This window comes from Actinotalea ferrariae (assembly GCF_019733465.1).
GTDB lineage: Bacteria > Actinomycetota > Actinomycetes > Actinomycetales > Cellulomonadaceae > Actinotalea > Actinotalea ferrariae_A.
This window is the reverse complement of record NZ_JACVQL010000033.1, coordinates 1-23,811: the sequence shown is the minus strand read 5'-3', so window position 1 is coordinate 23,811 and position 23,811 is coordinate 1. Positions and strand designations below refer to the sequence as shown.

General features: G+C 72.7%; 32 protein-coding genes and 1 pseudogene. 25 read left to right on the top strand and 8 right to left on the bottom strand.

What is annotated here, in order from left to right; all coding sequences use genetic code 11:
* Positions 1 to 11: 11 nt before the first annotated feature.
* The 4 genes and pseudogenes from ICW40_RS21735 to ICW40_RS03300 form a co-directional block, all read right to left on the bottom strand.
* Positions 12 to 434 (bottom strand): annotated as a pseudogene (locus ICW40_RS21735) (cytochrome c biogenesis CcdA family protein); the annotation flags it as partial.
* A 307-nt stretch (positions 435 to 741) separates the two neighbouring features.
* Positions 742 to 1,311 carry a vitamin K epoxide reductase family protein gene (locus tag ICW40_RS03310; RefSeq protein WP_221652408.1) on the bottom strand — a complete coding sequence of 190 codons (570 nt, stop codon included), beginning with the start codon at positions 1,309 to 1,311 and terminating at the stop codon, positions 742 to 744.
* A 106-nt stretch (positions 1,312 to 1,417) separates the two neighbouring features.
* A complete protein-coding gene (locus ICW40_RS03305; protein WP_221652407.1) occupies positions 1,418 to 2,059 on the bottom strand; it encodes a DsbA family protein in 642 nt (213 codons plus the stop codon).
* Positions 2,060 to 2,177: 118 nt separating this feature from the next.
* On the bottom strand, positions 2,178 to 2,795 hold the full coding sequence (locus ICW40_RS03300; protein ID WP_308121600.1) for a TlpA family protein disulfide reductase: 618 nt from the start codon (positions 2,793 to 2,795) through the stop codon (positions 2,178 to 2,180).
* Between the two features lie 98 nt (positions 2,796 to 2,893).
* On the opposite strand from ICW40_RS03300, the gene ICW40_RS03295 reads away from it, so the two are divergent.
* Together ICW40_RS03295 and ICW40_RS03290 are read left to right on the top strand one after the other, a co-directional pair.
* Positions 2,894 to 3,226: an ArsR/SmtB family transcription factor gene (locus ICW40_RS03295; RefSeq protein ID WP_221652406.1), complete on the top strand. Its 333-nt coding sequence runs from the start codon at positions 2,894 to 2,896 to the stop codon at positions 3,224 to 3,226.
* Positions 3,223 to 3,939 (top strand): cation transporter, encoded by a 717-nt coding sequence (locus ICW40_RS03290; protein ID WP_221652405.1) that lies wholly within the window; start codon positions 3,223 to 3,225, stop codon positions 3,937 to 3,939. The genes ICW40_RS03295 and ICW40_RS03290 overlap by 4 nt, the downstream gene beginning before the upstream one ends.
* Here ICW40_RS03290 and ICW40_RS03285 read toward each other — a convergent pair.
* The 3 genes from ICW40_RS03285 to ICW40_RS03275 form a co-directional block, all read right to left on the bottom strand.
* Positions 3,936 to 4,139 (bottom strand): hypothetical protein, encoded by a 204-nt coding sequence (locus ICW40_RS03285; RefSeq protein ID WP_221652404.1) that lies wholly within the window; start codon positions 4,137 to 4,139, stop codon positions 3,936 to 3,938. The genes ICW40_RS03290 and ICW40_RS03285 overlap by 4 nt on opposite strands.
* Positions 4,136 to 5,317 (bottom strand): MFS transporter, encoded by a 1,182-nt coding sequence (locus tag ICW40_RS03280; protein ID WP_221652403.1) that lies wholly within the window; start codon positions 5,315 to 5,317, stop codon positions 4,136 to 4,138. The genes ICW40_RS03285 and ICW40_RS03280 overlap by 4 nt, the downstream gene beginning before the upstream one ends.
* A gap of 74 nt (positions 5,318 to 5,391) precedes the next feature.
* A complete protein-coding gene (locus ICW40_RS03275; RefSeq protein ID WP_221652402.1) occupies positions 5,392 to 6,876 on the bottom strand; it encodes an NAD(P)-binding domain-containing protein in 1,485 nt (494 codons plus the stop codon).
* Positions 6,877 to 6,985: 109 nt separating this feature from the next.
* Here ICW40_RS03275 and ICW40_RS03270 point away from each other — a divergent pair, with 109 nt between their 5' ends.
* From ICW40_RS03270 to ICW40_RS03220, 11 genes are all read left to right on the top strand, one after another.
* On the top strand, positions 6,986 to 7,360 hold the full coding sequence (locus tag ICW40_RS03270; RefSeq protein ID WP_308121599.1) for an ArsR/SmtB family transcription factor: 375 nt from the start codon (positions 6,986 to 6,988) through the stop codon (positions 7,358 to 7,360).
* Positions 7,361 to 7,438: 78 nt separating this feature from the next.
* A complete protein-coding gene (locus ICW40_RS03265) occupies positions 7,439 to 8,416 on the top strand; it encodes a metalloregulator ArsR/SmtB family transcription factor (RefSeq protein ID WP_260458723.1) in 978 nt (325 codons plus the stop codon).
* Positions 8,417 to 8,447: 31 nt separating this feature from the next.
* Positions 8,448 to 8,876: an arsenate reductase ArsC gene (locus ICW40_RS03260; protein WP_221652401.1), complete on the top strand. Its 429-nt coding sequence runs from the start codon at positions 8,448 to 8,450 to the stop codon at positions 8,874 to 8,876.
* 13 nt (positions 8,877 to 8,889) lie between these two features.
* Positions 8,890 to 9,369 (top strand): hypothetical protein, encoded by a 480-nt coding sequence (locus ICW40_RS03255; protein ID WP_221652400.1) that lies wholly within the window; start codon positions 8,890 to 8,892, stop codon positions 9,367 to 9,369.
* Positions 9,370 to 9,372: 3 nt separating this feature from the next.
* Positions 9,373 to 10,800, top strand: a complete 1,428-nt coding sequence (locus ICW40_RS03250; RefSeq protein ID WP_221652399.1) for an FAD-dependent oxidoreductase — start codon at positions 9,373 to 9,375, stop codon at positions 10,798 to 10,800.
* Entirely contained in the window at positions 10,797 to 11,222 is a 426-nt protein-coding gene (locus ICW40_RS03245) for an arsenate-mycothiol transferase ArsC (protein ID WP_221652398.1), read from the top strand. The genes ICW40_RS03250 and ICW40_RS03245 overlap by 4 nt, the downstream gene beginning before the upstream one ends.
* Before the next feature lie 83 nt (positions 11,223 to 11,305).
* Positions 11,306 to 11,968 (top strand): aquaporin, encoded by a 663-nt coding sequence (locus tag ICW40_RS03240; protein WP_374199123.1) that lies wholly within the window; start codon positions 11,306 to 11,308, stop codon positions 11,966 to 11,968.
* 73 nt (positions 11,969 to 12,041) lie between these two features.
* Positions 12,042 to 12,812: a MerR family transcriptional regulator gene (locus ICW40_RS03235; RefSeq protein ID WP_221652397.1), complete on the top strand. Its 771-nt coding sequence runs from the start codon at positions 12,042 to 12,044 to the stop codon at positions 12,810 to 12,812.
* A gap of 78 nt (positions 12,813 to 12,890) precedes the next feature.
* On the top strand, positions 12,891 to 13,217 hold the full coding sequence (locus ICW40_RS03230) for a hypothetical protein (protein ID WP_221652396.1): 327 nt from the start codon (positions 12,891 to 12,893) through the stop codon (positions 13,215 to 13,217).
* Positions 13,218 to 13,264: 47 nt separating this feature from the next.
* On the top strand, positions 13,265 to 13,603 hold the full coding sequence (locus tag ICW40_RS03225) for a rhodanese-like domain-containing protein (protein WP_221652395.1): 339 nt from the start codon (positions 13,265 to 13,267) through the stop codon (positions 13,601 to 13,603).
* A gap of 20 nt (positions 13,604 to 13,623) precedes the next feature.
* On the top strand, positions 13,624 to 13,956 hold the full coding sequence (locus ICW40_RS03220) for a YnfA family protein (protein ID WP_221652394.1): 333 nt from the start codon (positions 13,624 to 13,626) through the stop codon (positions 13,954 to 13,956).
* Positions 13,957 to 14,199: 243 nt separating this feature from the next.
* Here the strand turns inward: ICW40_RS03220 and ICW40_RS03215 are convergent, their stop codons facing one another.
* On the bottom strand, positions 14,200 to 14,493 hold the full coding sequence (locus tag ICW40_RS03215) for a thioredoxin family protein (protein WP_260458722.1): 294 nt from the start codon (positions 14,491 to 14,493) through the stop codon (positions 14,200 to 14,202).
* A gap of 519 nt (positions 14,494 to 15,012) precedes the next feature.
* Between ICW40_RS03215 and ICW40_RS03210 the strand changes: the two genes are divergently transcribed.
* The 12 genes from ICW40_RS03210 (at position 15,013) to ICW40_RS03155 (ending at position 23,733) form a co-directional block, all read left to right on the top strand.
* Positions 15,013 to 15,822 carry a hypothetical protein gene (locus tag ICW40_RS03210; protein ID WP_221652393.1) on the top strand — a complete coding sequence of 270 codons (810 nt, stop codon included), beginning with the start codon at positions 15,013 to 15,015 and terminating at the stop codon, positions 15,820 to 15,822.
* Between the two features lie 207 nt (positions 15,823 to 16,029).
* The gene (locus tag ICW40_RS03205; protein WP_221652392.1) at positions 16,030 to 16,617 is read left to right on the top strand and encodes a hypothetical protein; all 588 of its coding nucleotides are present in this window, start codon (positions 16,030 to 16,032) and stop codon (positions 16,615 to 16,617) included.
* 83 nt (positions 16,618 to 16,700) lie between these two features.
* A complete protein-coding gene (locus ICW40_RS03200) occupies positions 16,701 to 17,543 on the top strand; it encodes a hypothetical protein (RefSeq protein ID WP_221652391.1) in 843 nt (280 codons plus the stop codon).
* Between the two features lie 147 nt (positions 17,544 to 17,690).
* The gene (locus tag ICW40_RS03195; RefSeq protein ID WP_221652390.1) at positions 17,691 to 18,239 is read left to right on the top strand and encodes an SAF domain-containing protein; all 549 of its coding nucleotides are present in this window, start codon (positions 17,691 to 17,693) and stop codon (positions 18,237 to 18,239) included.
* Between the two features lie 38 nt (positions 18,240 to 18,277).
* Positions 18,278 to 18,994 carry a hypothetical protein gene (locus tag ICW40_RS03190; protein ID WP_221652389.1) on the top strand — a complete coding sequence of 239 codons (717 nt, stop codon included), beginning with the start codon at positions 18,278 to 18,280 and terminating at the stop codon, positions 18,992 to 18,994.
* Positions 18,991 to 20,436: a CpaF family protein gene (locus ICW40_RS03185; RefSeq protein WP_221652388.1), complete on the top strand. Its 1,446-nt coding sequence runs from the start codon at positions 18,991 to 18,993 to the stop codon at positions 20,434 to 20,436. The genes ICW40_RS03190 and ICW40_RS03185 overlap by 4 nt, the downstream gene beginning before the upstream one ends.
* Positions 20,433 to 21,293 (top strand): type II secretion system F family protein, encoded by an 861-nt coding sequence (locus ICW40_RS03180; RefSeq protein ID WP_221652387.1) that lies wholly within the window; start codon positions 20,433 to 20,435, stop codon positions 21,291 to 21,293. The genes ICW40_RS03185 and ICW40_RS03180 overlap by 4 nt, the downstream gene beginning before the upstream one ends.
* On the top strand, positions 21,290 to 22,186 hold the full coding sequence (locus ICW40_RS03175; protein ID WP_221652386.1) for a type II secretion system F family protein: 897 nt from the start codon (positions 21,290 to 21,292) through the stop codon (positions 22,184 to 22,186). Before ICW40_RS03180 ends, ICW40_RS03175 begins: the two co-directional genes overlap by 4 nt.
* Before the next feature lie 17 nt (positions 22,187 to 22,203).
* On the top strand, positions 22,204 to 22,410 hold the full coding sequence (locus tag ICW40_RS03170) for a hypothetical protein (protein ID WP_221652385.1): 207 nt from the start codon (positions 22,204 to 22,206) through the stop codon (positions 22,408 to 22,410).
* Positions 22,411 to 22,412: 2 nt separating this feature from the next.
* Complete coding sequence (locus tag ICW40_RS03165; RefSeq protein ID WP_221652384.1) at positions 22,413 to 22,832, top strand: TadE/TadG family type IV pilus assembly protein; 420 nt, start codon at positions 22,413 to 22,415, stop codon at positions 22,830 to 22,832.
* Positions 22,829 to 23,278, top strand: coding sequence for a TadE/TadG family type IV pilus assembly protein (locus ICW40_RS03160; protein WP_221652383.1), 450 nt, complete (start codon positions 22,829 to 22,831; stop codon positions 23,276 to 23,278). Before ICW40_RS03165 ends, ICW40_RS03160 begins: the two co-directional genes overlap by 4 nt.
* A complete protein-coding gene (locus tag ICW40_RS03155; RefSeq protein WP_221652382.1) occupies positions 23,275 to 23,733 on the top strand; it encodes a pilus assembly protein in 459 nt (152 codons plus the stop codon). Before ICW40_RS03160 ends, ICW40_RS03155 begins: the two co-directional genes overlap by 4 nt.
* The last annotated feature ends 78 nt before the right edge of the window (positions 23,734 to 23,811 follow it).

Sequence of the window (23,811 nt, the reverse complement as noted above, 5' to 3'; positions counted from 1 at the left end):
CGTCCAGCGCTGGCCTGGTTGAGGGACAGGGACAAGACGGTGGCGAGGGTCGGTCCGATGCACGGCGCCCACCCGAGACCGAAGGCCACACCGAGCACGGGCGCGCCCGCCAACCCTCGCCGGGGAGCCACCTGCAAGCGCCTCTCACGCTGTAGCCCGGGAATCCAACCGAGGAACGAGAAGCCCATCAGCACGACCACAGCTCCCATGAACGGCATGATGACGTCCTGCCACGGCCGTATTGCCGCGCCGAGGGAGCCAACCGCGACACCGAGCACAACGAATACTGCGGAGAACCCCAGGACGAAGAGCCCGACTCCTGTGAGCAGCAGCCGCCTGGATCCCTGCCCCGCTGTCGCTCCGCTCATGCCGGTGACGAAGGCGAAGTAGCCGGGGAGCAAGGGAATGACGCACGGGGAGGCGAACGACACCATGCCGGCGAGGATGGCCACAGGCACGGCGAGGAGCATCGGCCCGGCGAACGCCGTCTCTTGAAAGACGCTGGCCAGGTCCTCCCAGAAGCCGGCCATCACGGCCTCTCCGCATCGACACGTCGCCGCGCCACACGGGTCTGGGTGGTCCGCCCAGGCGTGCTAGGTGTCGCCACTCCAAGAGGACCATCCTCTCCGGCTGCACGACCCGTCCGGGCCACCGCGTCCTGGGCATCACGGAACAGCCCGAGCGGCTCTGCGCGACTAGGCAGATCAACGCTCGGCCATGGCCGCCCGTAGTCGTCGGCTCTCACGGCAGCAAGGTGATCCAGTAGTCCCAGAACCGCTGTGCGGCCAGGGTGGCGATGAGCAGGTACCAGCCGACCACGATCGCGGTGCGGTACTCGTGAGCCACGTCGACCGCGCGCCGCGCCGGCGGTGGCAGACCGGGCACCTGCCGGAGGTTGTGTACGGTGACCAGGACGAACAGCGGGATGGTCACCGCCCACACCACCAGGCAGTACGGGCACAGGGCGCCGATCCGGTACAGGCTCTGGAACGCGAGCCAGTGCACGAAGACGATCGCGAACGTCACCCCGGCCTGCAGCCCGGCCCAGTACCAGCGCGTGAACCTGGCCCCGGCGAGCACCGCGACCCCGGTCGTCAGGACGACGGTGAATCCGACGATGCCGACGACCGGATTGGGGAACCCGAACGCCGACGCCTGGGGCGAGGTCATCACCGAGCTGCACGACAGGATCGGGTTCAGAGTGCAGCTGGGGATGCGCGTCGGGTCCACGAGGACGGCCACCCGCTCGATCATCAGCGCGACGGCCGCGAGCAGCCCGAAGCCGGCGAGAACCGCCAACGCAGCGCCCATCGCGGTCGATGTTGCAGTCGGGGTCCGCCACACGGACGAGCCGGACCGGTGCGGTGTCGCGCCTGCGGGCCCCCGGTGCCCGGCAGCGCGGCTGGCCCGCGTGGCCCTAGCCATCCAGCGCCTCGATCAGCGCACTCTCCAGATCGTCGACGCTGTCGATCGGCAGCTGCTCACCGTCCAGGAAGAACGTCGGGGTCCCAGTCACGCCGACCGCCTGCCCGTCGGCGCGGTCCCGCTCGATCCGGGCCAGGGCGGCCGGGTCGTCGAAGTCGGCCTCGAACCGCGTCATGTCCAAGCCGAGCTCCTCGGCGTAGTCGAAGAACACCTCCCGCTGGGCGGTCTGCTGGTGACCCCACTGGGCCTGCCGCTCGAACAGCACGTCGTACATCTCCTCGTAGGAACCCTGCGCCCCGGCCGCCTCGGCCGCGAGAGCCGCGTTGACCGAGCTGACGTGCAAGGGCATGTACCGCACGACGAACTCGAACCGGTCCCCATACCGCGCCTTGAGGTCCTCGGTGTAGGGGTAGATCGCCCCGCACGACTCGCACTCGAAGTCCAAGAACTCCACCAGCTGAACCTCCGAACCCTCGGTCAGGCGCGGGGAGTCCGGACGCACTAGCTCGCCCTGCTCCCCGGCGCCCGAGTCGCTCGAGGGCGAGCTCTGCGGGCGCGTGACGACGACCGCGACGACCAGGGCAAGGACGGCCAGGCCGACCAGGATCAGGGACAGCCTGAGGCTGCGGCTCACTCGGACCTCACAGGGGACGGACGCCGGACGACGACGCCATGGACGGGATTTCGGTGCGGAGTCGGACGCTCGCGCGGCCGCGGGCAACGGCGAGCAGGAGCTGCCCGCCTCGGCGCCGCTAGGTGCCTGTCTCCTCGAGGGCGTCCTCGACGAGCGCGCGCAGCGTGGTCTCGTCCACCGCGCCCAGGATCCGCGCGTAGACGCGGCCCTCGCGGTCCACGACGACGGTGGTGGGAACGGCCTGAACCGGGACCACCCCCTGCAACGAGGCGAGCGCAGTGCCGTCCTCATCGTGGATGGACGGGTATGGCACCTCGAACGTGCGCTCGAACGCCTCCGCGGCTCCAGGCGCGTCGGTGCCATTGACTCCCAAGAGGTGCACGCCGTCGTCGGCGTAGTCCTCGGCGACCGCCTTGAGGACCGGGGCCTCCGTCCGGCACGGCGGACACGCGGCGTACCACGTGTTGAGGACCACCACGTCCCCGCGCCAGTCCGCGACGTCCACCGACTCGCCCGCGTACGTGATGCCGGCGACCTGCACCGGTCCGGGCCGCTCCTCTCCGTCCCACGCGGTCACCGAGCCATCACCGGACACGTACCCGGACTCCTCGCCGTCCTCCGTGAACCCGCCGGAGACCGACGTGCACGCACTCAACGAGACCACCCCGACGAGGACCGCGACGGTCGACCGCCAGCGCCCGCGCCTCGACCCCTGCAGTGAGCCAGTGCCCCGCACGCGCTCTCCTCCCACCCGGTTACTGATCGTCGGCTCAAGAACGTGTGAGTGCCGACGACAGTTCCCGGACAGTACACGACTGTGTGTATCGTGCCCGTGTGCCTACCGTCACGCTGTCGCACACCGAAGCCCTCGCCCGCCTGGGCCACGCGCTGTCGGATCAGACGCGGGCGCGGATCCTGCTCGCGCTGCGCGAGGCGCCGGCCTATCCGTCCGACCTCGCCGACGCGCTCGGGGTGTCCCGGCAGGTGATGTCCAACCAGCTGACCTGCCTACGTGGTTGCGGACTGGTCGACGCGGTCCGCGACGGCCGGCACACGTGGTACCGGCTGTCCCACGAAGCCCTCACCCCGGCACTCGACGCGATGCTCCAGTTGGTTCTGACCGTCGACCCCTCCTGCTGCTCCGGCGAAGGGTGCACCTGCGCATGACCGCGATCACCGTTGGCCCACGTCCTCGCGACCTGGACCCCGTGCGCCGCGCCACGCTGGAGCGCCGCGTGCGCTGGGTCGTCGGCGCCACCATCAGCTACAACGTGATCGAAGCCGTCGTTGCCATCACCGCCGGCCGAATCGCATCGTCCTCGGCCCTCATCGCGTTCGGGCTCGACTCCATCGTCGAGGTCCTGTCCGCGGCGGCCGTGGCGTGGCAGTTCGCCGCTCCCGACCCGCACCGGCGCGAGCGGACCGCAATGCGGGTCATCGCGATCTCCTTCTTCGGCCTGGCGCTGTTCGTCACGGTCGACGCCGTCCGCACGCTGCTAGGTGCCGGCACGGCCGACCACTCCACGGTCGGCATCGTCCTGGCCGCGATCAGCCTGCTGGTGATGCCGGGCCTGTCGTGGTTCGAGCGCCGCACCGGGCGCGAGCTCGGGTCGGCGTCGGCGGTCGCCGACTCCAAGCAGACCATGTTGTGCACCTACCTCTCGGCCGTCCTGCTCATCGGCCTGCTGCTCAACTCGACCCTCGGATGGACGTGGGCAGACCCCGTTGCTGCGGTCGTTATCGCGGCCGTCGCCGTCCGCGAAGGTATCGAGGCCTGGCGCGGGGACGCGTGCTGTGCACCGCCCCACCCACTGGCCGCAGGGAGCACGACGCAAGAGAGCGACAGCTGCTGCGCGGGTGGCGTCTGCCACTCCGGCTAGTTCGCCGGCGTTGCTTCCCAGCCGACGACCGTTCGCTCGACTTCAGCGACGAGGGACGCGTGCCGGGGCCTGGTCGCGCGATACGGCCGCCATGTGGTCGGCGGTACGGTGGTCTTGAACGTCGCCTGCTGTGAGTCGATGCCGGCGTTGGGCGTGGCGGCGCCAGCTGCGATCGCTCCGCGTGCGGTGAGCTCGCTCACCGGTTGACGCTGCCGACGAGGAGCAGCGCTCCGGCGGCGATGAGGCAGCACGCCGCCACGCCGATCAACACGGGCGTGAACCCGGTGCTCGTGATCACGACACCGGCGACGGCGGGTGCCGCGACCCGTCCGATCGTCGCCGCGAGCGCCTGCCGCCCGGATGCGGCGGCGAAGGCTCCGAGCGGGACCAGGTCGCCGAGGAGGGCGGCGCGGGCGATGGTCATGACGCCGAAGCCTGCGCCGAACAGGAGGACGAAGGTCACCAGACCTGCCGGGTGCGGCACCGAGAGCAGGAGCGCGACGCCGCCCGCCTGTGCGGCGAGCATGAGGGCTGCGACACGGGCCAGGCCGAGCCGCGCGGCCGCACCGGTGAACGCGAGTCGACCGGTCACCGACATCAGCCCGAGCGCCCCAGCCGCCGTCGCTGCAACACCGGGTGCCAGTCCCGCGTCACGGAGGTAGGCCACCAGGTGCACCGCGACGACGGTGACGGCGATCGCGTGCCCGACCGCCGCGACCGTCAGCCACCGCACCGCCGGGGACCGCGCTTCGGTCGGCAGGTCGTCCTCGCGCGACTCCGACGTCCGTCCCCGTGGCTGGTCCCCGTCGGCACCGTCGGGCACCAGCCCGAGGTCGCGCGGGGACCGGCGCAGCACCACTGCGTGGGGTATCGCGCAGAGCCCGGCGAGCGCGGCCAGGACGACGAGCGCGCCGCGCCAACCGACGCCGTCGACCATGGTCTGGGTCACCGGCAGGAAGATCGTCGAGGAGAACCCCGCGACGACCGTGACGAGGAGCAGAGCCTGGGCACGCCGACGGCGGAACCACGTGTTCACGACGGCGAACGCCGGCTCGTAGAGCACCATCGCGCCGGCGAGGCCGACACCGACGAACGCCGCGTACAGCTGCGGAACCGTGCGCACCTGCGACCAGGCGAGCACTGAGACCCCGGCGAGGGCGCTGCCGAGGGTCATGAGCGCTCGGGCGCCGCGACGGTCGACCCATCGTCCGACCAGCGGCGCGGCCAGACCTGCGACGGCCAGGGACACCGAGAGCGCCCCGGAGACCTGTGCCGTGCTCGCGCCCAGCTCGTCGCGCATCGGGGTCACGATGACCGCGAAGGCGTAGAACAAGGCCGCGTAGCTGATCGTCTCGGTCACGGCCAGGACGGCCACCATGCGCCACCCGGGATAGGCCCATGCGCGCACCGACCCGTTCGCCACGGGGGCGGGCGGGCCGGGCGCGAGGCGGGTCACGAGCAGCAGCCGCCCGAGCCGCAGGAACCGGCGTCGCCGGTCGGGGTCACGTCGGTGAGGGCGAGGAGTGCGACGGCTCCGCCGCCGGCCACGCCGGTCGTGAAGCCCTGGGCCGGGACGCCGTCGGGACGGGCGCGGTGTGCCTCGGCGGGGACCTCGAGCCCGTCGACGCCGGTCGGGGTGCCGCAGCAGCCGCCGGCACCGGTGTCCTGCCCGGCTGCGTTGACCGAGCACACGCCGGTCTCCGGGAGGACGAGCTGGACCTCGTCGGCGGCGGCGCGGTCCCCCGCGAGAGCGGCCACCACGGAGCGGACCTGCTCGTTGCCGGTGGTGATGAGGAAGGTCGGGGCGCGCCCGTAGGACTTCATCCCGACGATGTAGAGGCCCTCCTCGGGCTGGGCCAGGTCACGGTGGCCGTGCGGCGGGACGGTCCCGCAGGAGTGGAAGGCCGGGTCGATGAGCGGACCCAGCGCGCGGGGTGCCTCCAGGCCGGGGTCCAGATCCAGGCGGACCTCGGAGAGGATCGCGAGGTCGGGCCGGAACCCGGTCGCCGCGGCGACGTTGTGGACGCCTGCGATGCGGACCTCGCCGTCGGGCGTCTCGCCGACGACGGTGACGGTGTCCGCGGTCGGCTCAAGGGCCGTGGTGGCGAACCCGGTGACCAGGCGCAGAGCGCCGGACTCGACGAGGGTGCGCAGGTCCGCGCCGAGCCGGCCGCGCGCGGCGAGCTCGTCGGCCTCGGCGCCGCCGTAGACCTTCGCCGGTGAGGTGCCCCGGATGGCCCACACGATCTCGGTGCCGGGCGCCTCGGCGGACAGACGAGCGAGGTTCAGTAGCGTGTTGGCTGCCGAGTGCCCAGCGCCGACCACCAGGGTGCGCCGCCCGGCGAACCGGTCCCGGCCGCGATCCAGCACATCAGGCAGCGGACCGACCAGGAACGGCGCGGCCTCCTCCTCACCGACGGCGGGCAGGCCCGCGCCGCCCAGCGGGTTGCGACCCGACCAGGTTCCCGAGGCGTCGATGACCGCGCGGGCTCGCAGCTGACCCACGACACCGTCGTGACGCTCGACCCGCACGACGAACGGCCGCTCCGAACGTCCGATGCTCCGCGTCTTGTCCATGCCGTCGCGGGACACCGCGACCACTCGCTCGCCGAACCGCATGTGCTCGGCGAAGAGCCCGCCGAGGGGCCGCAGGTAGTGCTCGACCAGCTCGGCGCCCGTCGGGGGGACCGGCGTGGTCGGCCGGGTCCATCCCGTCGGGGCGAGCAGCTTCTCGGCCGTGGGGTCGGCGATGTACTGCCACGGGGTGAAGGTGCGGATGTGCGCCCACTGGGAGACCGCGGTGCCGACGTCCTCGCCGGCCTCCAGGACGACGAACGGCAGACCGCGGTCGGTCAGGTGCGCCGCGGCGGCGAGCCCGATCGGTCCGGCGCCGATGACGACGACCGGCAGATCCTCGGTGGCGGTGGTGGTGGTCATCGCTTGATCCTCCTGGCTGTCCGGCCTCGACGGCGTACCATCGACACTCGTCGATGCGCATGGCAGACTCTACGCAGACATCGACGAGTGTCAATACGTTGGAGGAGCCGTGGACGGCACGACAGTGATCGCCAGGCAGCTGCCGCTGCTGACCCAACCGCCGGTGGAGGCGTGCTGCGCCCCGCTGCAGGCCGCACCTCTGGCGGACGCGGAGGCCACCGAGCTCGCGCGGCGCTTCGCCGCACTGTCCGACCCGGTCCGCCTCCGCCTGCTCAACCTGCTGGCCACCGCCGCGGACGGAGCCATGTGCGCGTGCGACCTCGTCGAGCCCGTCGGCAAGAGCCAGCCGACCGTGAGCCATCACCTGAAGATCTTGCGCGAGGCCGGCCTGGTGGTCAGTGAGAAGCGCGGCACCAACGTCTGGTACGCCGCCGTGCCGGCCGCGCTCGAGTCGCTGCGGGACGCGCTGGCGCCGCACCCCTGACGTTCATCTCCCCGTCGCCCATTGGGCTTGTTTCAAGCGTCGTCTACCTAGATGATGGTCGAAACAGGGAGGAGACGCATGACGGCGGCCCAGAACAGCACCGTGCACGCGATGCCGCGTGACGTGGCGGACGCGGTGGTGCCGGTCCTGCGTGCGCTGGCGGACCCCCTGCGCCTGCAGATCGTCTCCGCGCTCGCCGCCGCGCCGGGTGGTCGCCTCGCCGCGGGCGAGATCGCCTCCTTCACCGAGGTCGCGGGCCCGACGGTCTCGCACCACCTGAGGTCGTTGCGCGAGGCGGGGGTGATCCGGGCCGAACGGCGCGGCACGTGGATCCTCTACACGTTGGCGCCCGGGATGGGCCGGGTCGCCTCTGCCCTCCTCGACGGACTCGCGCAGGCGGCCACCGGTCCCCGGCAGGACGACGACCTCGAGGAAGGTCCGCGGCCGGACGTCGAAGCCCTCCTGGAGAGCGCCGCGGCACGGCTGGGCGACCGGTTCCCACAGATCTCAGCTGAGGTGGTGTCGCTGGTCGTGCGCGAGTCCTACGCCGCCCTGGCGAGGACCGCCACCGTGACGACGCACCTCCCGGTTCTTGCAGAGCGGTTCGCCCGACAGCGGCTCGAGGACCAGGTCCGCACCGCCACAGGCGCGGACACCCGGCCCCAGGTCCTGTTCGTCTGCACGGCCAACGCCGGCCGCTCCCAGCTCGCCGCCGCGCTCCTGCGCAAGGTCGCCGGCGACCGGGTGGTCGTCCGCTCGGCCGGGTCGCTGCCCGCCGCCCAGGTCCACACCACCGTCGCCCCCCTCCTGCGCGAGCTCCTCGCCGACCAGCCGGATGCCGAGGAGCCGTTCCCCAAGCCGCTGACCGACGACGCCGTCCGGGCGGCCGACGTCGTCGTCACCATGGGCTGCGGCGACTCCTGTCCGGTGCTGCCGGGCAAGAGGTACGAGGACTGGCCCGTGGGCGACCCCGCCATGGCCTCACCCGACGGCGTGCAAGCGATCTACGACGACCTCGCTGCGCGCGTCGAGGCGCTCGCGGCAACTCTTCCCTGACCATCACCCCAAGCAAGAACCGAGGAGTCCCATGACCAAGACCACCCGCCCGTCCGCCCTCTTCGTGTGCGTCCACAACGCCGGCCGCTCGCAGATGGCCGCGGGATTCCTGCGGGACCTGTCAGGCGGCGCCGTCGAGGTCCGCTCCGCGGGGTCGATGCCGGCCGAGCAGATCAACCCGGTCGCGGTCGAGGCGATGCTCGAGGTCGGCATCGACATCCGCGACCAGCAGCCCAAGGTCCTGACCACCGACGCCGTCCAGGCGTCCGACGTCGTCATCACCATGGGCTGCGGCGACGTGTGCCCGATCTTCCCCGGCAAGCGGTACGAGGACTGGCAGCTCGACGACCCCGCCGGGCAGGGCATCGAGTCCGTGCGCCCCATCCGGGACGAGATCCGCACCCGCGTGCTGGCCCTGCTCGACGAGCTCGGCGTCGAGCCCAGCGCGGTCAGCGCCTGAAGGAGTGGTTCTCGTGCGCCGCCACCTGCCGTCCGCGTCCAAGGTCGTCGACGTCGCCGCTCCGCTGCCACGGGTGATCGAGACGCTCCTCGACCTCGACCGCGTGGCCGTCGCGCTGGGGGCGCACGCGGAGCTGGTCGATCGCACCCACGACGTCGTGACCCACGGCTCCCGATGGACCGAGCATCGCCGGCACGCGGGGACGACGGTGTCCCGTGACGTCGCCGTGGACGCGGTGACGCCCACCGGTTACACCGCGACATGCACGGTCGGGAAGGACCGGCTGCGCTACTCGCTGCGGTACACGGTGACCAGGACCGCCGAGGGATCACGGCTCCTCGGCGCCTTCGAGCCGATCGGCGTCCTCGAACCGTCGTCGGCCGACGACCCGGGGGCCCGGCCGCGGCACCCCGAGAACGTCTTCTGCCATCTGCTCGCCGATGACCTATCAGCCATCGCCCACGCCGCGGCGGGGCCGACCGCCGAGGACTAGCCGATGCGTCTCATTGCCGTCGGCGGAAGCGACGCCGGCATCAGCGCCGCCCTGCGGGCCCGCGAGCTCGACCCGAGCGGCGAGGTCAGCGTCGTGCTCGCCGACGGGTACCCGAACTTCTCCATCTGCGGCATCCCGTACTTCGTCTCCGGCGAGGTAGGGCACTGGCGCGACCTCGCGCACCGCACCATGGAAGACCTGCGCGGCGCTGGCCTCGACGTCCACGTCAACACCCGCGCGGCGGGCATCGACGTCCCTGGACGGCGCCTCATCATCGACGCACCGGAAGGTCGCCGTGAGCTGCCGTACGACGCGCTGGTCGTCGGGACCGGCGCGGTGCCGGTGCGGCCGCCGATCACCGGACTGGACCGGCTCGGGCCCGCGGAGGGGGTGCACCTGCTGCACACCATCGGCGACACGCTGACCCTCACCGCCGACCTGGACGCCACCCGACCCACGCGGGCGCTGATCGTCGGCGCCGGGTACGTCGGCCTGGAGATGGCCGAGGGCCTGACCGCCCGCGGCATCGACGTCATCCAGGTCGAGGCGCTGCCCGAGGCGCTGCCCGAGGTGCTGCCCACGGTCGACCCGGACCTCGGTGCCATGGTGCGCGACGAGCTGACGCGGCACGGGGTCCAGGTGCACACCGCGACGACCGTCACCGAGGTGGCGGCGTCGGACGGACCCAGCCGGCTGACTGTGCACGCGACCGGCGCAGACGCGCAGCCGACGCGCTGGGACGTGGACCTCGTGCTCGTGGTCGTCGGTGTGCGACCGGACACCGAGCTGCTCGTCTCTGCCGGCGCGACCACCGGGCCTCGAGGTGCCGTCCGAGTCCAGCCCGACATGTCCACCGGGCTACCCGGCGTCTGGGCTGCAGGCGACTGCGTCGTGACCCATCACCGGCTGCTCGGCACCACGTACCTGCCGCTCGGCACGACCGCGCACAAGCAAGGCCGGGTCGCCGGTGAGAACGCCCTCGGCGGAGCCGCCGTCTACCCCGGCAGCCTCGGCACCCAGGTGGTCAAGGTCTTCGACCTGGTCGTCGCCCGCACGGGGCTGCGTGACAGGGAGGCCATCGAGGCCGGCTTCGCGTCCGCGACCGTCCGGTCGACAGGGGACGACCACAAGGCGTACTACCCGGGCGCCAAGCCGGTCACCATCCGTGTCACCGGCGACACCGCGACCGGTCGCCTGCTCGGCGCCCAGCTCGTCGGCCCGCTCGGCGCGGAGATCGCCAAGCGCGTGGACATCTACGCCACCGCCCTGACGCACGAGATGACTGTCGCCGATGTCGACGGGCTGGACCTGTCCTACACCCCACCGCTCGGCTCCCCGTGGGACGTCGTCCAGACGGCCACCATGGCGTGGGTGCGCGAGCACGACCTGGACCGCCAGCGCGCGGCCCTGACCTCGAGGAGAACCGCTTGACCACCCCACCCACGTCGGTGCTGTTCGTGTGCGTGCACAACTCAGGCAAGTCCCAGATCGCCGCCGCCATCGCGCGCCACGAGTTCCCGCACGTGCACGTCGCCTCTGCCGGCACGGCACCGAGCGACACGGTTCACCCGGGCTCGGCCGCGACCCTGGCCGAGGTCGGCATCGACATCACCGGCGAAGAGCCCAAGCCCATCACCGATGACCTCGTCGCGGCCGCAGACCTCGTCGTGGTCCTCGGCACCGAGGCGCAGCTCACCACCAGCGACGGCACGCCCGTCATGCGGTGGGAGGTCGACGAACCGTCGGCCCGCGGCATCGAGGGCGTCGACCGGATGCGCCTGGTCCGCGAGGACATCGCCGCGCGCGTACGCGGTCTGCTCGGCGAGCGCGCCGGCCAGGAGGTCGGCCGGTGAGCGACGTCGCCACCGCGGCGGCGCGCACGCCCGCCGAGGTCCACGCATCGGTGCCCCAAGCTCCGGAAAGGAGCGGCGGCCTGCTGCGCCGGGCACTCGCCGAGCTGGTCGGCACTGCATTCCTGGTCGCCACCGTCGTGGGCTCCGGCATCGCCGCGACGCGCCTCTCTCCGGACGACGTCGGGCTCCAGCTGCTGCAGAACAGTCTCGCCACCGGTGCCGTCCTGATCGCGCTGATCCTCGCCCTCCAGCCGGTCTCCGCCGCCTTCAACCCCGTGGTCACGCTCGTGGAGAGGGCCCTGGGCGCGCTCACGTGGTCCGAGACCGGCGCCCTGGTCGGCGCTCAGCTCGTCGGCGGCGCTCTCGGCACCGTCGGCGCCAACCTCATGTTCGACCTGCCGGCGGTCAGCATCGCCCAGCACGAGCGCACCGGTCCGGGGCTGTGGCTCGGGGAGGTAGTCGCGACCCTAGGGCTGCTCGTGATCATCTTCGGCGCGGTGCGCATGGGCCGGCAGGAGGCCGTCGCGTTCGCCGTCGGCGGGTACATCACCGCCGCCTACTGGTTCACCTCGAGCACGAGCTTCGCCAACCCCGCCGTCACGGTCGCGAGGACGCTGACGGACACGTTCGCCGGCATCGCGCCCGCTTCGGTCGCGATGTTCGTCGCCATGCAGCTCGTCGGTGCTGCCGTGGCATACGGCGTCATCCGCGCGCTGTTCCCTCGGGCGGCCCTCGGCGCGGCTTGAGCGGGACGATCTCCCCGCGCGCGCGTGACACCACTTGACCTTCCACTCGACTCGAAGGTCTAGCGTCGCGCACATGAGCTACCGCATCGCCGAAGCGGCCAGGATGGTCGGGGTCCCCGCGACGACCCTGCGCTACTACGAGGACATCGGCCTGGTCGACGCTCCAGCCCGGGGCGAGAACGGGTACCGCACCTACGACGAGGCCGACATCGCCCGGCTGCGATTCATCAGCGCCATCAAGAACCTCGGGATCCCGCTGTCGGACGTCGCCGAGCTGGTGCGCGCCTACGAGGTGGAGGACTGCTCGAGCGTCGCGCACCAGGTCGTGGAGATGGTCGCCGAGCGCCTGGCCGAGACCCAGACCCGCATCGGCGAGCTCGTCGCCCTAGCCGCCCAGCTGCAGACCGTCTCCACCCGCATGGCCGCGGCGCCGACCGCCGGAGCATGCGGGGCGGACTGCCCGTGCGCCACCGCCGCGCCGGCGCCGCTAGCGGACCGGCGCACGTTCGTCGCCCTGACCCGTGGGCCCGCCGTGGTCGAGGACGTGGCGGCGCCGGTCGCCTGCTCGCTGGACGCGGCCGCCGTCCCGGATCGGGTCTCCGACTGGCAGACGTTGGTCCCGCGAGCCACGTCCCGTGAGCCCATCCCGGGCGGGATCGCCCTGACGTTCCCGGCCTCTGTGGACTTGGCCGCTGAGGTCGCACGCCTGGCCGCCGCCGAGCAGGACTGCTGCTCGTTCTTCACCTTCACCGTGCGCCTGACCACCGGCCAGGTCCGCCTCGAGGTCCAGGCACCCGCCGACGCCGCCAACGTGGTCGCCGCGATGTTCGGCACCGCCGCCTGACCCCGCCCCATCCAACGACCCAGGCGCCGCGCCTGCGGTCGCGATTACCCCTGCCTGCGTACCTTCCGAGGAGAACCGATGACCGCCCCGACCACCCACCACCACCAGGACCACACGACCACCGCCAACACGGCCACCGCCAACACGGCCACCAGGAAGGGCGCGATCGCCGGAATCGGCGTCGTCCTCGCCTGCGCCATCGCGTGCTCCGTGCCGCTCATCGCGGCGGGCGGCCTGGCTGCGGGGGTCGGCGCCTTCCTGGCAGGCGGTGAAGTCGTCGCGCTGGGAATCGTGGTGGTCGTCGGCGCGCTCGTCACCACCGCGATCTGGCTGCGCCGGCGGCGGGCCGCTGCCGCCGCCGCGGCCGACGGGAGCTCGGCATGCGGCTGCGGCGGCGGCTGCTGACCCCCGCCCACCACGGCCCCTGCCACCAGACGACGCCAGGAGAACCAATGCCCACGCTCATCAGCCGCGAAGAGCGCGTCGCCCTGCTCGAGCGTGACACCGTCACTCTCATCGAGGCGCTGCCCGCCGCGCACTACGCCGCTGAACACCTGCCTGGCGCCGTCAACGTCCCGGGGGCGCTGACGGCCGCGGACGCCGCACGCGTCGCCCCCGACGGCGATCGAACCGTGGTCGTGTACTGCTCCGGTCCGGCCTGCGGCCGCTCCACCGTCACTGCCGCCGCGTTCAGCGCCCTGGGCTACACCGACGTCCGGGTGTACAGGGGCGGGAAGGCCGACTGGTTCGCCGCCGGCCTGCCCATGGAGCATGCCCGGGCAGCGGGCTGACGGCGGGCACACTGGCGCCCATGACGACGCTGCGCTCCCTGCTCCTGTTCGCCGTCGCCGCCGTCGCCGAGATCGGCGGAGCCTGGTTGGTCTGGCAGGGCGTGCGCGAGCACCGCGGCATCGTGTGGGTCGGCGCCGGCGTCATCGCCCTCGGGCTGTACGGGTTCGTCGCGACGCTCCAGCCGGACGCGCACTTCGGGCGCATCCTCGCCGCGTACGGCGGCATCTTCGTGGCGGGCTCGCTCGCCTGGGGCATCGTCGTGGACAAGTTCCGCCCCGACCGGTGGGACATCACCGGCGCCATCATCTGCCTGTTTGGCGTCGCCGTGATGATGTACGCACCGCGCGGGTGAGGACACGGGCGCGAGCCTCATGAGCGCGCGGGGTCCGCGTCTACCTTCTGTGCCGGGGTGTCGTGCGGGCGGTGGCGCCACGGGAAGACCCAGCGGAAGCGGCTCAGACGTGGCCGGCGGCACCAGCAGTCGTCAGCGCAGCCGCAGGCCAGCGCTCCGAACCGTTCCGCCAGCCGGCTGCCGGCCGCTACGAGCAGGTAGACAGCCGCGATAGCCCCGAGTAGGGCGACGGCGCGCTTCACGTCAGTGCCGCGAGGAACTGGTCGACGGTCGGCGAGCCGCTGAGCCCGACCGTCGTCGTGTACAGCCGAAGGACAACCCAATCTGCTCCTTGCCTGATGCGAACGGGTCCGCGCCGTCGACACGGATGGATGGGGAGCCGACGAACGCCAGCGATTCCGCCTGCGCGGCGCTCTGGACCAAGCACGGCTCGACCGCGACGTCCTCGCGACCCAGCGCCCGCAGCGCCTCGCCAAGGCGTTCATCGGCGACCGTCCAGTTCGGGCATCCATCGAAGTACAGCAGCTCAACGCGCACCGCTCACCTTCCTGCCATCCCCTGTCCCACCCCACTCTGCCACCCACGTCGATGGCACATGAATGGACAAGTGCTGCGCCGGGCTGTGTTCCGCGGTGCGTCACGTCCGCTCACGGGTCAGGCGGGCTACATGGGCATCCAGCGCGCGGACGGGCACCTTGTGCAGCCGACCGACGTACACCGACCCGATCTCGCCTGGCGGTCTGAGCGCACCTGGCACCAACGCCGGCGGCCGTGGCGTGAGGCGGGCCCGTGACGCCGCGATCGCCTCAGGCTCTGTGCGTCAGCCTGACGTGCCCGCTCCACAACACGCCTGCTGCAATCGTTATCCACAGATTTCCGGTCCGTCAGGCATCTGTCGAGGCTGACTGCGGAGTGTGCCAGGAGACAGTCCGACTCCTGGAGGTAACCGTGTCCCTCGTCCCAGGCCCGACCTCCCGGTCGACCTTCCCGACCTCAAGCGCCACCGTCCCAGACGTCGCCACAGTCGCCCGCCGCGGCGGACCCCGCGACGCCAGCATGCTGCGCACGCTGCTCGACCAGATCGACGTCGACGGGTGGCAGAGCCCCGCCGGCACAGCCCTGCTGACCTACATCCGCGAGACGCTGGTCCGCCCGTTGACGGTCGACCTCGGCATGCGCGGCGCCGCGTCGGGTCAGGCAGAGACCTCGGCCTGGGAGGACGTGTGGGAGGTGCTCAACAGTCCAGCGCTGCGGACCGCGGACTCACCATGGGGACTGATCTGGTCGGTCGCCCGGCACGCGATCCTCACCGAGGCGGTCTGTGCCCGCTATCCCACGTCCCCGCGCAAGGCCTGGCAGCTCGCGAAGGTCCACGCCGGCGGCCTCGTCCAGCCCGTCATCCGCCTGGATGACCTGCCGCACGCGCAGATGCCGTGTGCCGCGCAGGACGGAACCCGACCGCGGATCACGGACGCTGCCGACGCCGCCGTCGATGCACTTGTGGCGGCAGGCTGGCCCGAGGACCGGGCGGCGGAGATCGTCGAGGACGTACTCGCCGACACGCCAACCACGCGCAGTACCCGCTGGACCGGTCGAGCCCACGGCTGGACCAGCTACGGGTGGCGAAACATGGCCGAGCGCCTGAGCCTGCCCGCCTGGCAGGCCCGGCGGCTGGTGATCGTGCTGCGCGGCAGCGCCGAAAACCCAGGGCTCCTCCCCCGCCTGCTCCTCGCCGGCGGCACCGTTGAGATCGACCCGGAGCTGCGCGCCGCCCTGCGTTCAACGCGCATGCGCAGCCACCCGTCCCCAGTGCTGCCGACTCCGGGGACCGAGCTAATCGCAGCGATGCGGGACCGAGCGAGCTGACGGCGCCCGTGAAGCGAACCTTGTCCCGGCCCCATGTTGGTCGTCTTCGCGCACCCATACATGCATGGGGACTCACGACGGGCGGACGGTCGCAGCGTCATCCACCCGCTCCGACAAGTGGTTGCAGCACAGTCACGCGAGGGTGTGTCATGGGGCCTTCGACCACGGTGCGCCCGGGGGCGGCGCGCCGAGGACAGGCGGCCGATCATGTGGCTGAACAACTCGTCCAAGGTCATCGCGGGGGCGCTCGTCGTGCTCACCGCCACCCTTGTTGCGGGCTGCACACCGGCAGACGAGGTCCCGCCGACGCCCACCACGAGCACGCCCACCACGACTCCGTCGGCCAGCGAGAGGCCGACGCCCAGCGTGGATCCGGAGGTCTCAACAGCTGAGGCCGCGATTCTGGAGGCCTACCGGGGCTACTGGGCCACGAAGGTCGCGATCCTTGCCGACCCGGCCGTCGAGCCCGGTACGGCACTCGAGGCGTACGCGGTCGACACCGCGCTGACCGATGTCTATTCAACCGTCCTGACTTATCGGTCGAACCGCATCGTGATGGTCGGCGAGCCAATCACTGATCCCACCGTCTCCGAGGTCGTCCCCGGTGTCGAGGGGACCGCGACCATCACGGATTGCGTCGACGTGGGCGACTGGCAGCCCATGTTTCGCGACACCGGAGAGTCGGCGGCCGCGCCGGGTCAAGCCAGCGAGGTACTGACGGTCTCAACCGCGTACTTCTACATGGATCGTTGGACCATCCGAACGTCGGTCGTGGATCGAGACACGCCGTGCTGACCCGCCGCATCATCAAGTTGGTTCTGACGCTCGCCGTGTCAGCGATGCTCCCTCTCTTCGCAGCCGGCCCAGCAGTCGGGTCGATGGTTCCGACGGCGGCCGAGGTCATCTGCGACCCGCACAATCAGACCTGCATCGTGATCGTCATCGGGAGCGGTACCCCGGGCGGCTCGTCCGACGCCGGCGACACCGGCACAGCGCGTGTCTGCACAGCCGCCGGCGGCGCGACCGTGCCCTGCTTCTCTGAGGCGTTCGGGTGGTTCAACGACGTCGACGGCTGCTACTACGACGAGCTCTCACCCCAGCCCGACCCGTCAAACCCGATGTGGGAGGGTCACTACCCGGACGGCGCGATCTACGCAGTGACCTGCGGGGGCCTGCCGTTCGGGGGGTCCGCGGGTGGGTGGGTGTGGCGGGCGACGCCGCCGCCCGGCTCGGGTGACGTGGGGATCACCCCGGCGCAGATGGCGCAGCGGGCCGTCGACCAGATGCGCCTGGCGGGTCCGGCGATCCGCCTGACGATCAGCTCAGACGAGATGGGTCTGGTCGGGATTCCGGTGTGGTTGTGGACCGAGGTCACGCCGACCACGTGGGGGCCGAACTCGGCGACCGCGTCGGTGCCCGGGCTCTCGGTCACAGCCCGCGCCCAAGCGACGCAGATCGTGTGGGACATGGGCGACGGTCACACGCGCGTGTGCACCGGGCCGGGCACCCCCTACACCGAGGGCGCGGTGCACTCCCCGACGTGCGAGTACATCTACGAGCGCTCGTCGGCCGGGCAGCCGGGCGACGCCTACCCCGTCACCGCGACCACGACCTGGCAGGTCACCTGGGCCGGTGGCGGTACGTCCGGGTCGCTGACCGTGACCCGGACCTCGACGACCACGGTCCGCATCGGCGAGCTGCAGGTACTCGTCACCGGCTGAGCAGCACCAGCGTGCAGGGGGCACCTCATGGCCACCACGACGTCCACCGGGATCCGCCCGGCGAGCACCACCGCACCACCTCACCCGACGGCCGCCCGTCCGCGCCGCCGCCGTGGAGTCATCGCCGGCGGCCTGATGCTGACCGCTTTGGCCGGAGCCCTGGTCGCCTGGCTGGTCGGCGCGGCCAGCGGGCGCACCGACGTGCTCGTGATGGCCCGCGACGTGCCCTACGGGCAGGCACTGGTCGCCGGCGACCTGACCCTGACGGCCGTGGCGGTCGACACCCTGGTCGGCACGGTGCCCGCCGACCAGCTGGACGCCGTGCTGGGTCAGGTGGCGGCGACCGACCTCCCGGCCGGGGCGTTGCTGTCCCCCGCCCAGATCACCGCCGACGCCCCGCCAGGTGACGGCGAGGTGCTGGTACCGCTGCCGGTGACCTCCGAGCGCCTGCCCGCCGGTGGCCTTCGGGCCGGGGACCGGTTGCTGGTGGTCGATGCCCCGTCAGCCGGGTCGGACCCGCTGCCCGTGGCACCGCGGACCTTCGAGGCGACAGTGGTGCGCATCGGTGAGCCGGACATGAACGGGCTGCGCGTGCTCGACGTCGCCGCCGACCAGGGCGACGGACCGGACCTGGCCACCCGCGCGGCGTCGGGCCGGTTCGCGCTGGTGCTCCTGGACGCCGGAGACCAGCCGTGACCTGCCTGGTGCTGTGCTCAGCGTCCGGGGCACCCGGGGTGACCACGAGCGCCCTGGCATTGGCGTGGGTGTGGCCGCAGGTCACCGAACGCCGCGTGGTGCTCATCGACGCCGACCCGTCCGGCTCGGGGCTGCTCGGCGGCGCGCTCGCCGCCGGGTTCGCGACCGAGGCCGGGGTCCTCGCCTTGGCCGGCGAGGTCCACACACCGAGCGCCGCCGACCTGCTCGCGCACAGCGTCGCCCTGGACTCTGACGCCGCCCGCCTGGTTCTGCCCGGGGTCAGCGACCCGGTCCAGGCTAGGTCCCTGGCCGCGTTGTGGGCCGCGCTGCCAGACCTGGCAGTCGACCTGCACCACCAGTCCACCGACGTGATCGTGGACGCCGGGCGTCTGGGCCATGCCGAGGAGCCGACGAGCCTTCTTGGCGAGGCGGACGTCGTGGGGCTGGCGCTGACCCCGACGGTACCGGCGGTCGTGGCCAGCGCCGCGGCGGTGCGCCGCCTGGCCGCGTTGCGCTCACCTCGAGCGCGCCCCGTCCCCGCGGTCGTGGGTGAGCGGCGCCCCTACACCGCACGGGAGGTCGAGCGGGCACTGGCAGTGCCGGTGGCAATGCTCGCGTTCGACGCCCGGTCCGCCGAGGCACTGAACGCCGGTCAGAGCCTCACCGGGCGGTGGGAGCGGTCGCTGCTGCTGCGCTCGGTCCGCGCCCTGGCCGCGACTCTGATGGCCGGTCTCCCGGCCGGGGTGGCGCCATGACCGAACGCGACGAGCAGCACCCGCACGCCACCGACCCGGGCGTCGCCGAGTCGCGCCCGCTGCACGCCGTGCCGGCCCCACCGGCCCCTCAGGACGCCCCAGACCCGGCGGTGGTGGCGGATGTGCGTCGCGTGGTCGCCGAGGCGTTGGCCGCCCGGTTGCAGGCCGAGCCCGTGGGCGACGACGCGGCGCGCCGTGAGCTGGCCAGGGGTCTGATCGCAGCCGAGCTCGCCGAGCGGCGGCGGGCCGGGGTCCGGGCCGGGTCACCGACGTGGTCGCGGCAGGCCGAGCTGCGCACCTCCGCGGCCGTGATGGCGGCCCTGTTCGGCCTGGGGCGCCTGCAACCGCTGGTCGACGACCCCGACGTGGAGAACATCGAGGTCGACGGGCACGCGAACGTGTGGGTCTGCTATGCCGACGGCCGCGAGCTCCAGCACCCGCCGGTCGCCGACTCCGACGCCGAGCTGATCGAGATCCTGCAGCTGCTCGCCGCCCGCGCCGGCGGCGCGGAGCGGATGTTCTCCCCGGCCCACCCTGCCCTGCACCTGCGCCTGCCCGACGGGTCACGTCTGGCGGCCGTGGCGTGGACGGTCGCCCGCCCGCAGGTGGTCATCCGCCGCCACCGGGTGCGTGATGTCGACCTGGACGACATGGTCCGCCTCGGCACCCTCGATTCGGTGCTGGCCGCGTTCCTGCGGGCGGCGGTGCGGGCGGGGCGCAACATCATCGTCACCGGCCTGCAGAACGCCGGCAAGACCACCCTGATCCGGGCGTTGGCCAACGAGTTCGGTCCCCGGGAGCGGTTCGCGACCATCGAGAAGGAGTACGAGCTCCACCTGGACGACCTTCCCGACCGTCACCCCCGAGTCGTGCCGATGGAGGCGCGCGAGGGCTCCGCGGAGACCGACGCCGCCGGCCACCGTGCCGGGCAGGTCACGCTCTCGGACCTGGTCACCGACGCCCTGCGGCTGAACCTGCGCCGCATCATCGTCGGCGAGGTCCGCGGCGCCGAGGTCCTGCCCATGCTCGAGGCCATGTCCACCGGCGACGGATCCCTGTGCACGCTGCACGCCCGCACCGCCCAGCACGGCATCGACCGGATCGTCACCCTGTGCCTGTCCGCCGGCATCCAGATGACCGAGACGTTCGCCTACCGCCTGCTGGCCGGGTCGGTGGACCTGATCGTGCACATCGAGCTCCTCGACGACCAGAGCGGCAAGCACCGGTTCGTCTCCCAGGTCGTGGAGATCAACGGCCTGGGCGAAGGCTCCCGGCCGACCACCACGACCGTCTTCGGACCAGGCGAGGACGGACGCGCCGTCCCGCTGCACCACCCCGAGTCCCTGGCCCGCCTGGTCCGCGCCGGCTTCAACCCGAGCCTGCTGGCCCACCGCGCCGGCACCTGGGCCCCCTGGCCCCTGCACCAAGGAGACCCCCGATGAGAACCCTGCTCGGCGGCCTGGCCGGCGCGGCCACGATCGCCGGCCTCATGCTGGCCGTCGCCGGGTGGCGCGGGACACCCGACATGCTGCCGGCCTTGCCTGGCCGCAGCCGCCGCGTGATCGGCACACCACGCACAGGGTGGGCGCGGTGGCGCTGGCCGGTCGCGCTGAGCGCCGGCGCGATCGTCTGGGCGCTGTCGCCGTGGCCGGTCGCCGCCGCGCTGACCGTGACCACCGTCGTGGGCCTGCCCATCCTGCTCGCCACCAGCAGCGCCGCACAGGCCCGGATCACCCGGGTCGAGGCGATCGAGGAATGGACCCGGCGCCTGTCCGACGTCCTGACCACCGGCGCTGGCCTGGAGCAGGCGATCACCACCACCGCGCGGTCGTGCCCCGCGCCGCTGCGCACCGAGGTCGGCGCGCTGGTCGCCCGCCTGGCCGCCCGGTGGCCCACCGACCGCGCGCTCCGGGCGTTCGCGACCGACCTGCACGACCCGGCCGGTGACCTCGTCGTCGCCGCGCTCATGCTCGCCGCGCACCGCCGTGGACCGGGCCTGGCCTCGGTGCTGGCCGGGGTCGCCGGGTCCGTCGGGGAGGACGTCGCAGCCCGACGCCGGATCGAGGCCGAACGTGCCCGCCCCCGCACCACAGCCAAGGCCGTCACCGTGATCACCCTAGGGATGGTCGCGGTCGGCGCGGTGAACGGCTCCTACCTGACGCCGTACGGCGAGCCGCTCGGGCAGGTCGTCCTGGCCGTCATTGCAGCGGCGTTCATCGGCTGCCTGCTGTGGATGCGGCGCCTGACCCTGCCCGCCGCCGACTCCCGATTCCTGGCACCGGACACGGACGCGCGATGACGACCTACCTCGCCCTGGCCGCCGGTCTGCTGCTCGCCGCAGGAATCGGCATGGTCGTGGCCGGCCTGACACCTCAGCGACCCGACCTCGCCGCCGCCGTCCACCTGCTGCTGCCCGACCCCGACGCCCCCACCATCTCCCCCGCCGACCCCCAGGCCGGCCTGCACGGGTGGGTCGCGCGGGTGCTGCTGCCCCGGGCCGCGGACCGCCTCCGCCTGGCCCGGTTCGCCGCGGACCTGCGCATGCTGGACCGCTCGGTCGAGCACCTGGCCGCCCAGAAGCTCGGCTACGGCATGCTCGGCCTGGTCTTCCCGACCGTCCTGACCGGGCTGCTCGCCGCTGCCGGCATCCGCGCCCCCGCCGCGGTCCCCCTGGCCGTGGGCCTGGTCGTGGCTGGTGTGCTGTTCTGGGTGCCGGACCTGATGGTCCGCCGCGACGCCGCCGCGGCCCGGGCGGCGATGCGCGCGGCGACCGGCGCCTACATCGACCTGGTCGCCCTGGAACGCCTGGCCGACGCGGGCACCACCGAGGCCCTGGACCGCGCCGCCGCCGTCGGCCAGTCCCCGGAGTTCGCGCGCCTGCGCGACGCACTGCTCCGCGCCCAGCTCGCCGGCCGCCCCGCCTGGGCGGGCCTGTCGGACCTGGCCGGGCGCACCGGCGTCGTCGAGCTCGGCGACCTGGCCGACATCATGGCCGTCGCCGGGCACGACGGCGCCGCCGTCTACGCCACCCTGCGCGCCCGCGCCGCGTCCCTGCGCACCCAGCTGCTCACCGAGCAGGTCGCCGTCGCCAACGCCGCGTCCGAGCACATGGTCATCCCGGTGTCCCTGCTCGGCCTGTGCTTCATGGCGCTGGTCGCCTACCCCGCCTTCGTCCGCATCATGCTCGGCTGACCACGGAAGGAACGACCATGCCCATCACCGTGATGCTCACGGTCCTGACCGGCTACCTCGCCGGCGCCCGCCGCATCGTGCGCGAACGGGTCGGACCCGCCAACGACGCCGGCGCCTCGACCCTCGAGCACGTCATCATCATCCTGGGCCTGATCGCCGTGGCCGTCGCCCTGGTCGCCGTGGTCACGATCGCCGTCAACCGGCGCCTAGACCAGATCACCTGACCATGACCACCCCCACCGCCCGGCTACGCGCAGCCGTGCGCAACGACGAAGGATCGGCCAGCCTCGAGCTGGCGATCGTCTTCCCCGTGCTGCTGCTCATCGTGGTCGCCCTGCTGCAGTACGGCCTGTGGTTCCACGCCCGCACCCTGGCCCAGGCCGCCGCCGCCGAAGGTGCCGCCACGGGCCGCGCCCAGGGCGCCACGCTGGACGCCGGGCGAACCCGCGCCGAAGCCTTCCTCGCCGAGCACGCCGCGGACCTACTCCTGGAACCGGCCGTCACCGCGATCACCCCGAGCCCCGGACACGTCGCCGTCGAGGTCCGCGGCCGGTCACTGTCCCTGCTGCCCCTGGTCCCCGGCCCGCTGATCGTCCAGTCCGCGCAGGGCCCCGTCGAGCGCTTCACCAGGCCCGACCAACCATGATCCGCACCCTGCGCCGGCACCTGCCCGCCACCGGCGAGGACCGCGGGTCGGTCACAGTCGAACTGGCCATCCTCGCCCCCGCGCTGCTGCTCCTCCTGGGGGCGCTGATCCTGGCCGGGCGCGTCCAGGTCGCGGCCGGCGCCGTCGAGCAGGCCGCCCGGTCCGCCGCCCGCGACGCCTCCCTGGCCCGCACCCCCGACCAGGCCCGCGGCGCCGCCGCGGCTGCCGCGGACCGCGAGCTCACCGCCGCCGGCATCACCTGCACCACTACAGCGGTCAGCGTGGACGTCACCGGGTTCGGCGCACCCCTGGGCCAGGACGCCGTCGTGCGGGTCGCCGTCGGCTGCACGGTCTCGATGGCTGACCTGGCCATCCCCGGCCTGCCCGGCAGCAGGACGATGAGCGCCGAGGGCATCTCCCCGCTCGACACGTTCAGGTCACGATGAACCGGCCACGGCAGTGGCTGCGCCGGCACATCACGGCCGACGCGGACGATCGCGGATCGATCTCGGTGTTCGTCGCAGCCAGCATGCTCGGGCTGCTGCTGATCGTCGGGCTGATCGCCGACGGCGGCCTGAAGGTCCGCGCCGTCCAGGAAGCCGACGCCCTGGCCGCCGAGGCGGCCCGCGCCGGCGGGCAGGCGATCGACGTGGCCGCGGCCGTGAGTGGAGAACCGGCGCGGGTGGACCGGCAGGCCGCCGTCGACGCCGCCTACGCCTACCTCGCCGTCGCGGGCGCCACCGGCCAGGTCGGCATCTCCCCCGACGGACGCGACCTGAACGTGAGCGTCACCCTGACCCGCCCGACCGCATTTGTCTCCCTGATCGGGATCGCCCAGGTCACCGTCAGCGGGCACGCCTCGGTCACGCTCGTCCACGCCGTCACCGGAGACCGACCATGACGACCCACCGCACCAGCCCCACCCCGGCCACTTCTGGCCGACGGCTTGAACCGCCCCGGGTTCAGTGGAGGCTCGGTT

Excerpts from the sequence above, each read along its gene's own strand:
- ICW40_RS03310 (WP_221652408.1), bottom strand. The coding sequence starts at position 1,311 with ATGGGCGCTGCGTTGGCGGTTCTCGCCGGCTTCGGGCTGCTCGCGGCC.
- ICW40_RS03290 (WP_221652405.1), top strand. The coding sequence starts at position 3,223 with ATGACCGCGATCACCGTTGGCCCACGTCCTCGCGACCTGGACCCCGTG.
- ICW40_RS03280 (WP_221652403.1), bottom strand. The coding sequence starts at position 5,317 with ATGGTGGCCGTCCTGGCCGTGACCGAGACGATCAGCTACGCGGCCTTG.
- ICW40_RS03275 (WP_221652402.1), bottom strand. The coding sequence starts at position 6,876 with ATGACCACCACCACCGCCACCGAGGATCTGCCGGTCGTCGTCATCGGC.
- ICW40_RS03265 (WP_260458723.1), top strand. The coding sequence starts at position 7,439 with ATGACGGCGGCCCAGAACAGCACCGTGCACGCGATGCCGCGTGACGTG.
- ICW40_RS03260 (WP_221652401.1), top strand. The coding sequence starts at position 8,448 with ATGACCAAGACCACCCGCCCGTCCGCCCTCTTCGTGTGCGTCCACAAC.
- ICW40_RS03250 (WP_221652399.1), top strand. The coding sequence starts at position 9,373 with ATGCGTCTCATTGCCGTCGGCGGAAGCGACGCCGGCATCAGCGCCGCC.
- ICW40_RS03235 (WP_221652397.1), top strand. The coding sequence starts at position 12,042 with ATGAGCTACCGCATCGCCGAAGCGGCCAGGATGGTCGGGGTCCCCGCG.
- ICW40_RS03230 (WP_221652396.1), top strand. The coding sequence starts at position 12,891 with ATGACCGCCCCGACCACCCACCACCACCAGGACCACACGACCACCGCC.
- ICW40_RS03225 (WP_221652395.1), top strand. The coding sequence starts at position 13,265 with ATGCCCACGCTCATCAGCCGCGAAGAGCGCGTCGCCCTGCTCGAGCGT.
- ICW40_RS03220 (WP_221652394.1), top strand. The coding sequence starts at position 13,624 with ATGACGACGCTGCGCTCCCTGCTCCTGTTCGCCGTCGCCGCCGTCGCC.
- ICW40_RS03210 (WP_221652393.1), top strand. The coding sequence starts at position 15,013 with ATGCTGCGCACGCTGCTCGACCAGATCGACGTCGACGGGTGGCAGAGC.
- ICW40_RS03205 (WP_221652392.1), top strand. The coding sequence starts at position 16,030 with ATGTGGCTGAACAACTCGTCCAAGGTCATCGCGGGGGCGCTCGTCGTG.
- ICW40_RS03200 (WP_221652391.1), top strand. The coding sequence starts at position 16,701 with ATGGTTCCGACGGCGGCCGAGGTCATCTGCGACCCGCACAATCAGACC.
- ICW40_RS03185 (WP_221652388.1), top strand. The coding sequence starts at position 18,991 with ATGACCGAACGCGACGAGCAGCACCCGCACGCCACCGACCCGGGCGTC.
- ICW40_RS03180 (WP_221652387.1), top strand. The coding sequence starts at position 20,433 with ATGAGAACCCTGCTCGGCGGCCTGGCCGGCGCGGCCACGATCGCCGGC.
- ICW40_RS03175 (WP_221652386.1), top strand. The coding sequence starts at position 21,290 with ATGACGACCTACCTCGCCCTGGCCGCCGGTCTGCTGCTCGCCGCAGGA.
- ICW40_RS03170 (WP_221652385.1), top strand. The coding sequence starts at position 22,204 with ATGCCCATCACCGTGATGCTCACGGTCCTGACCGGCTACCTCGCCGGC.
- ICW40_RS03165 (WP_221652384.1), top strand. The coding sequence starts at position 22,413 with ATGACCACCCCCACCGCCCGGCTACGCGCAGCCGTGCGCAACGACGAA.
- ICW40_RS03160 (WP_221652383.1), top strand. The coding sequence starts at position 22,829 with ATGATCCGCACCCTGCGCCGGCACCTGCCCGCCACCGGCGAGGACCGC.
- ICW40_RS03155 (WP_221652382.1), top strand. The coding sequence starts at position 23,275 with ATGAACCGGCCACGGCAGTGGCTGCGCCGGCACATCACGGCCGACGCG.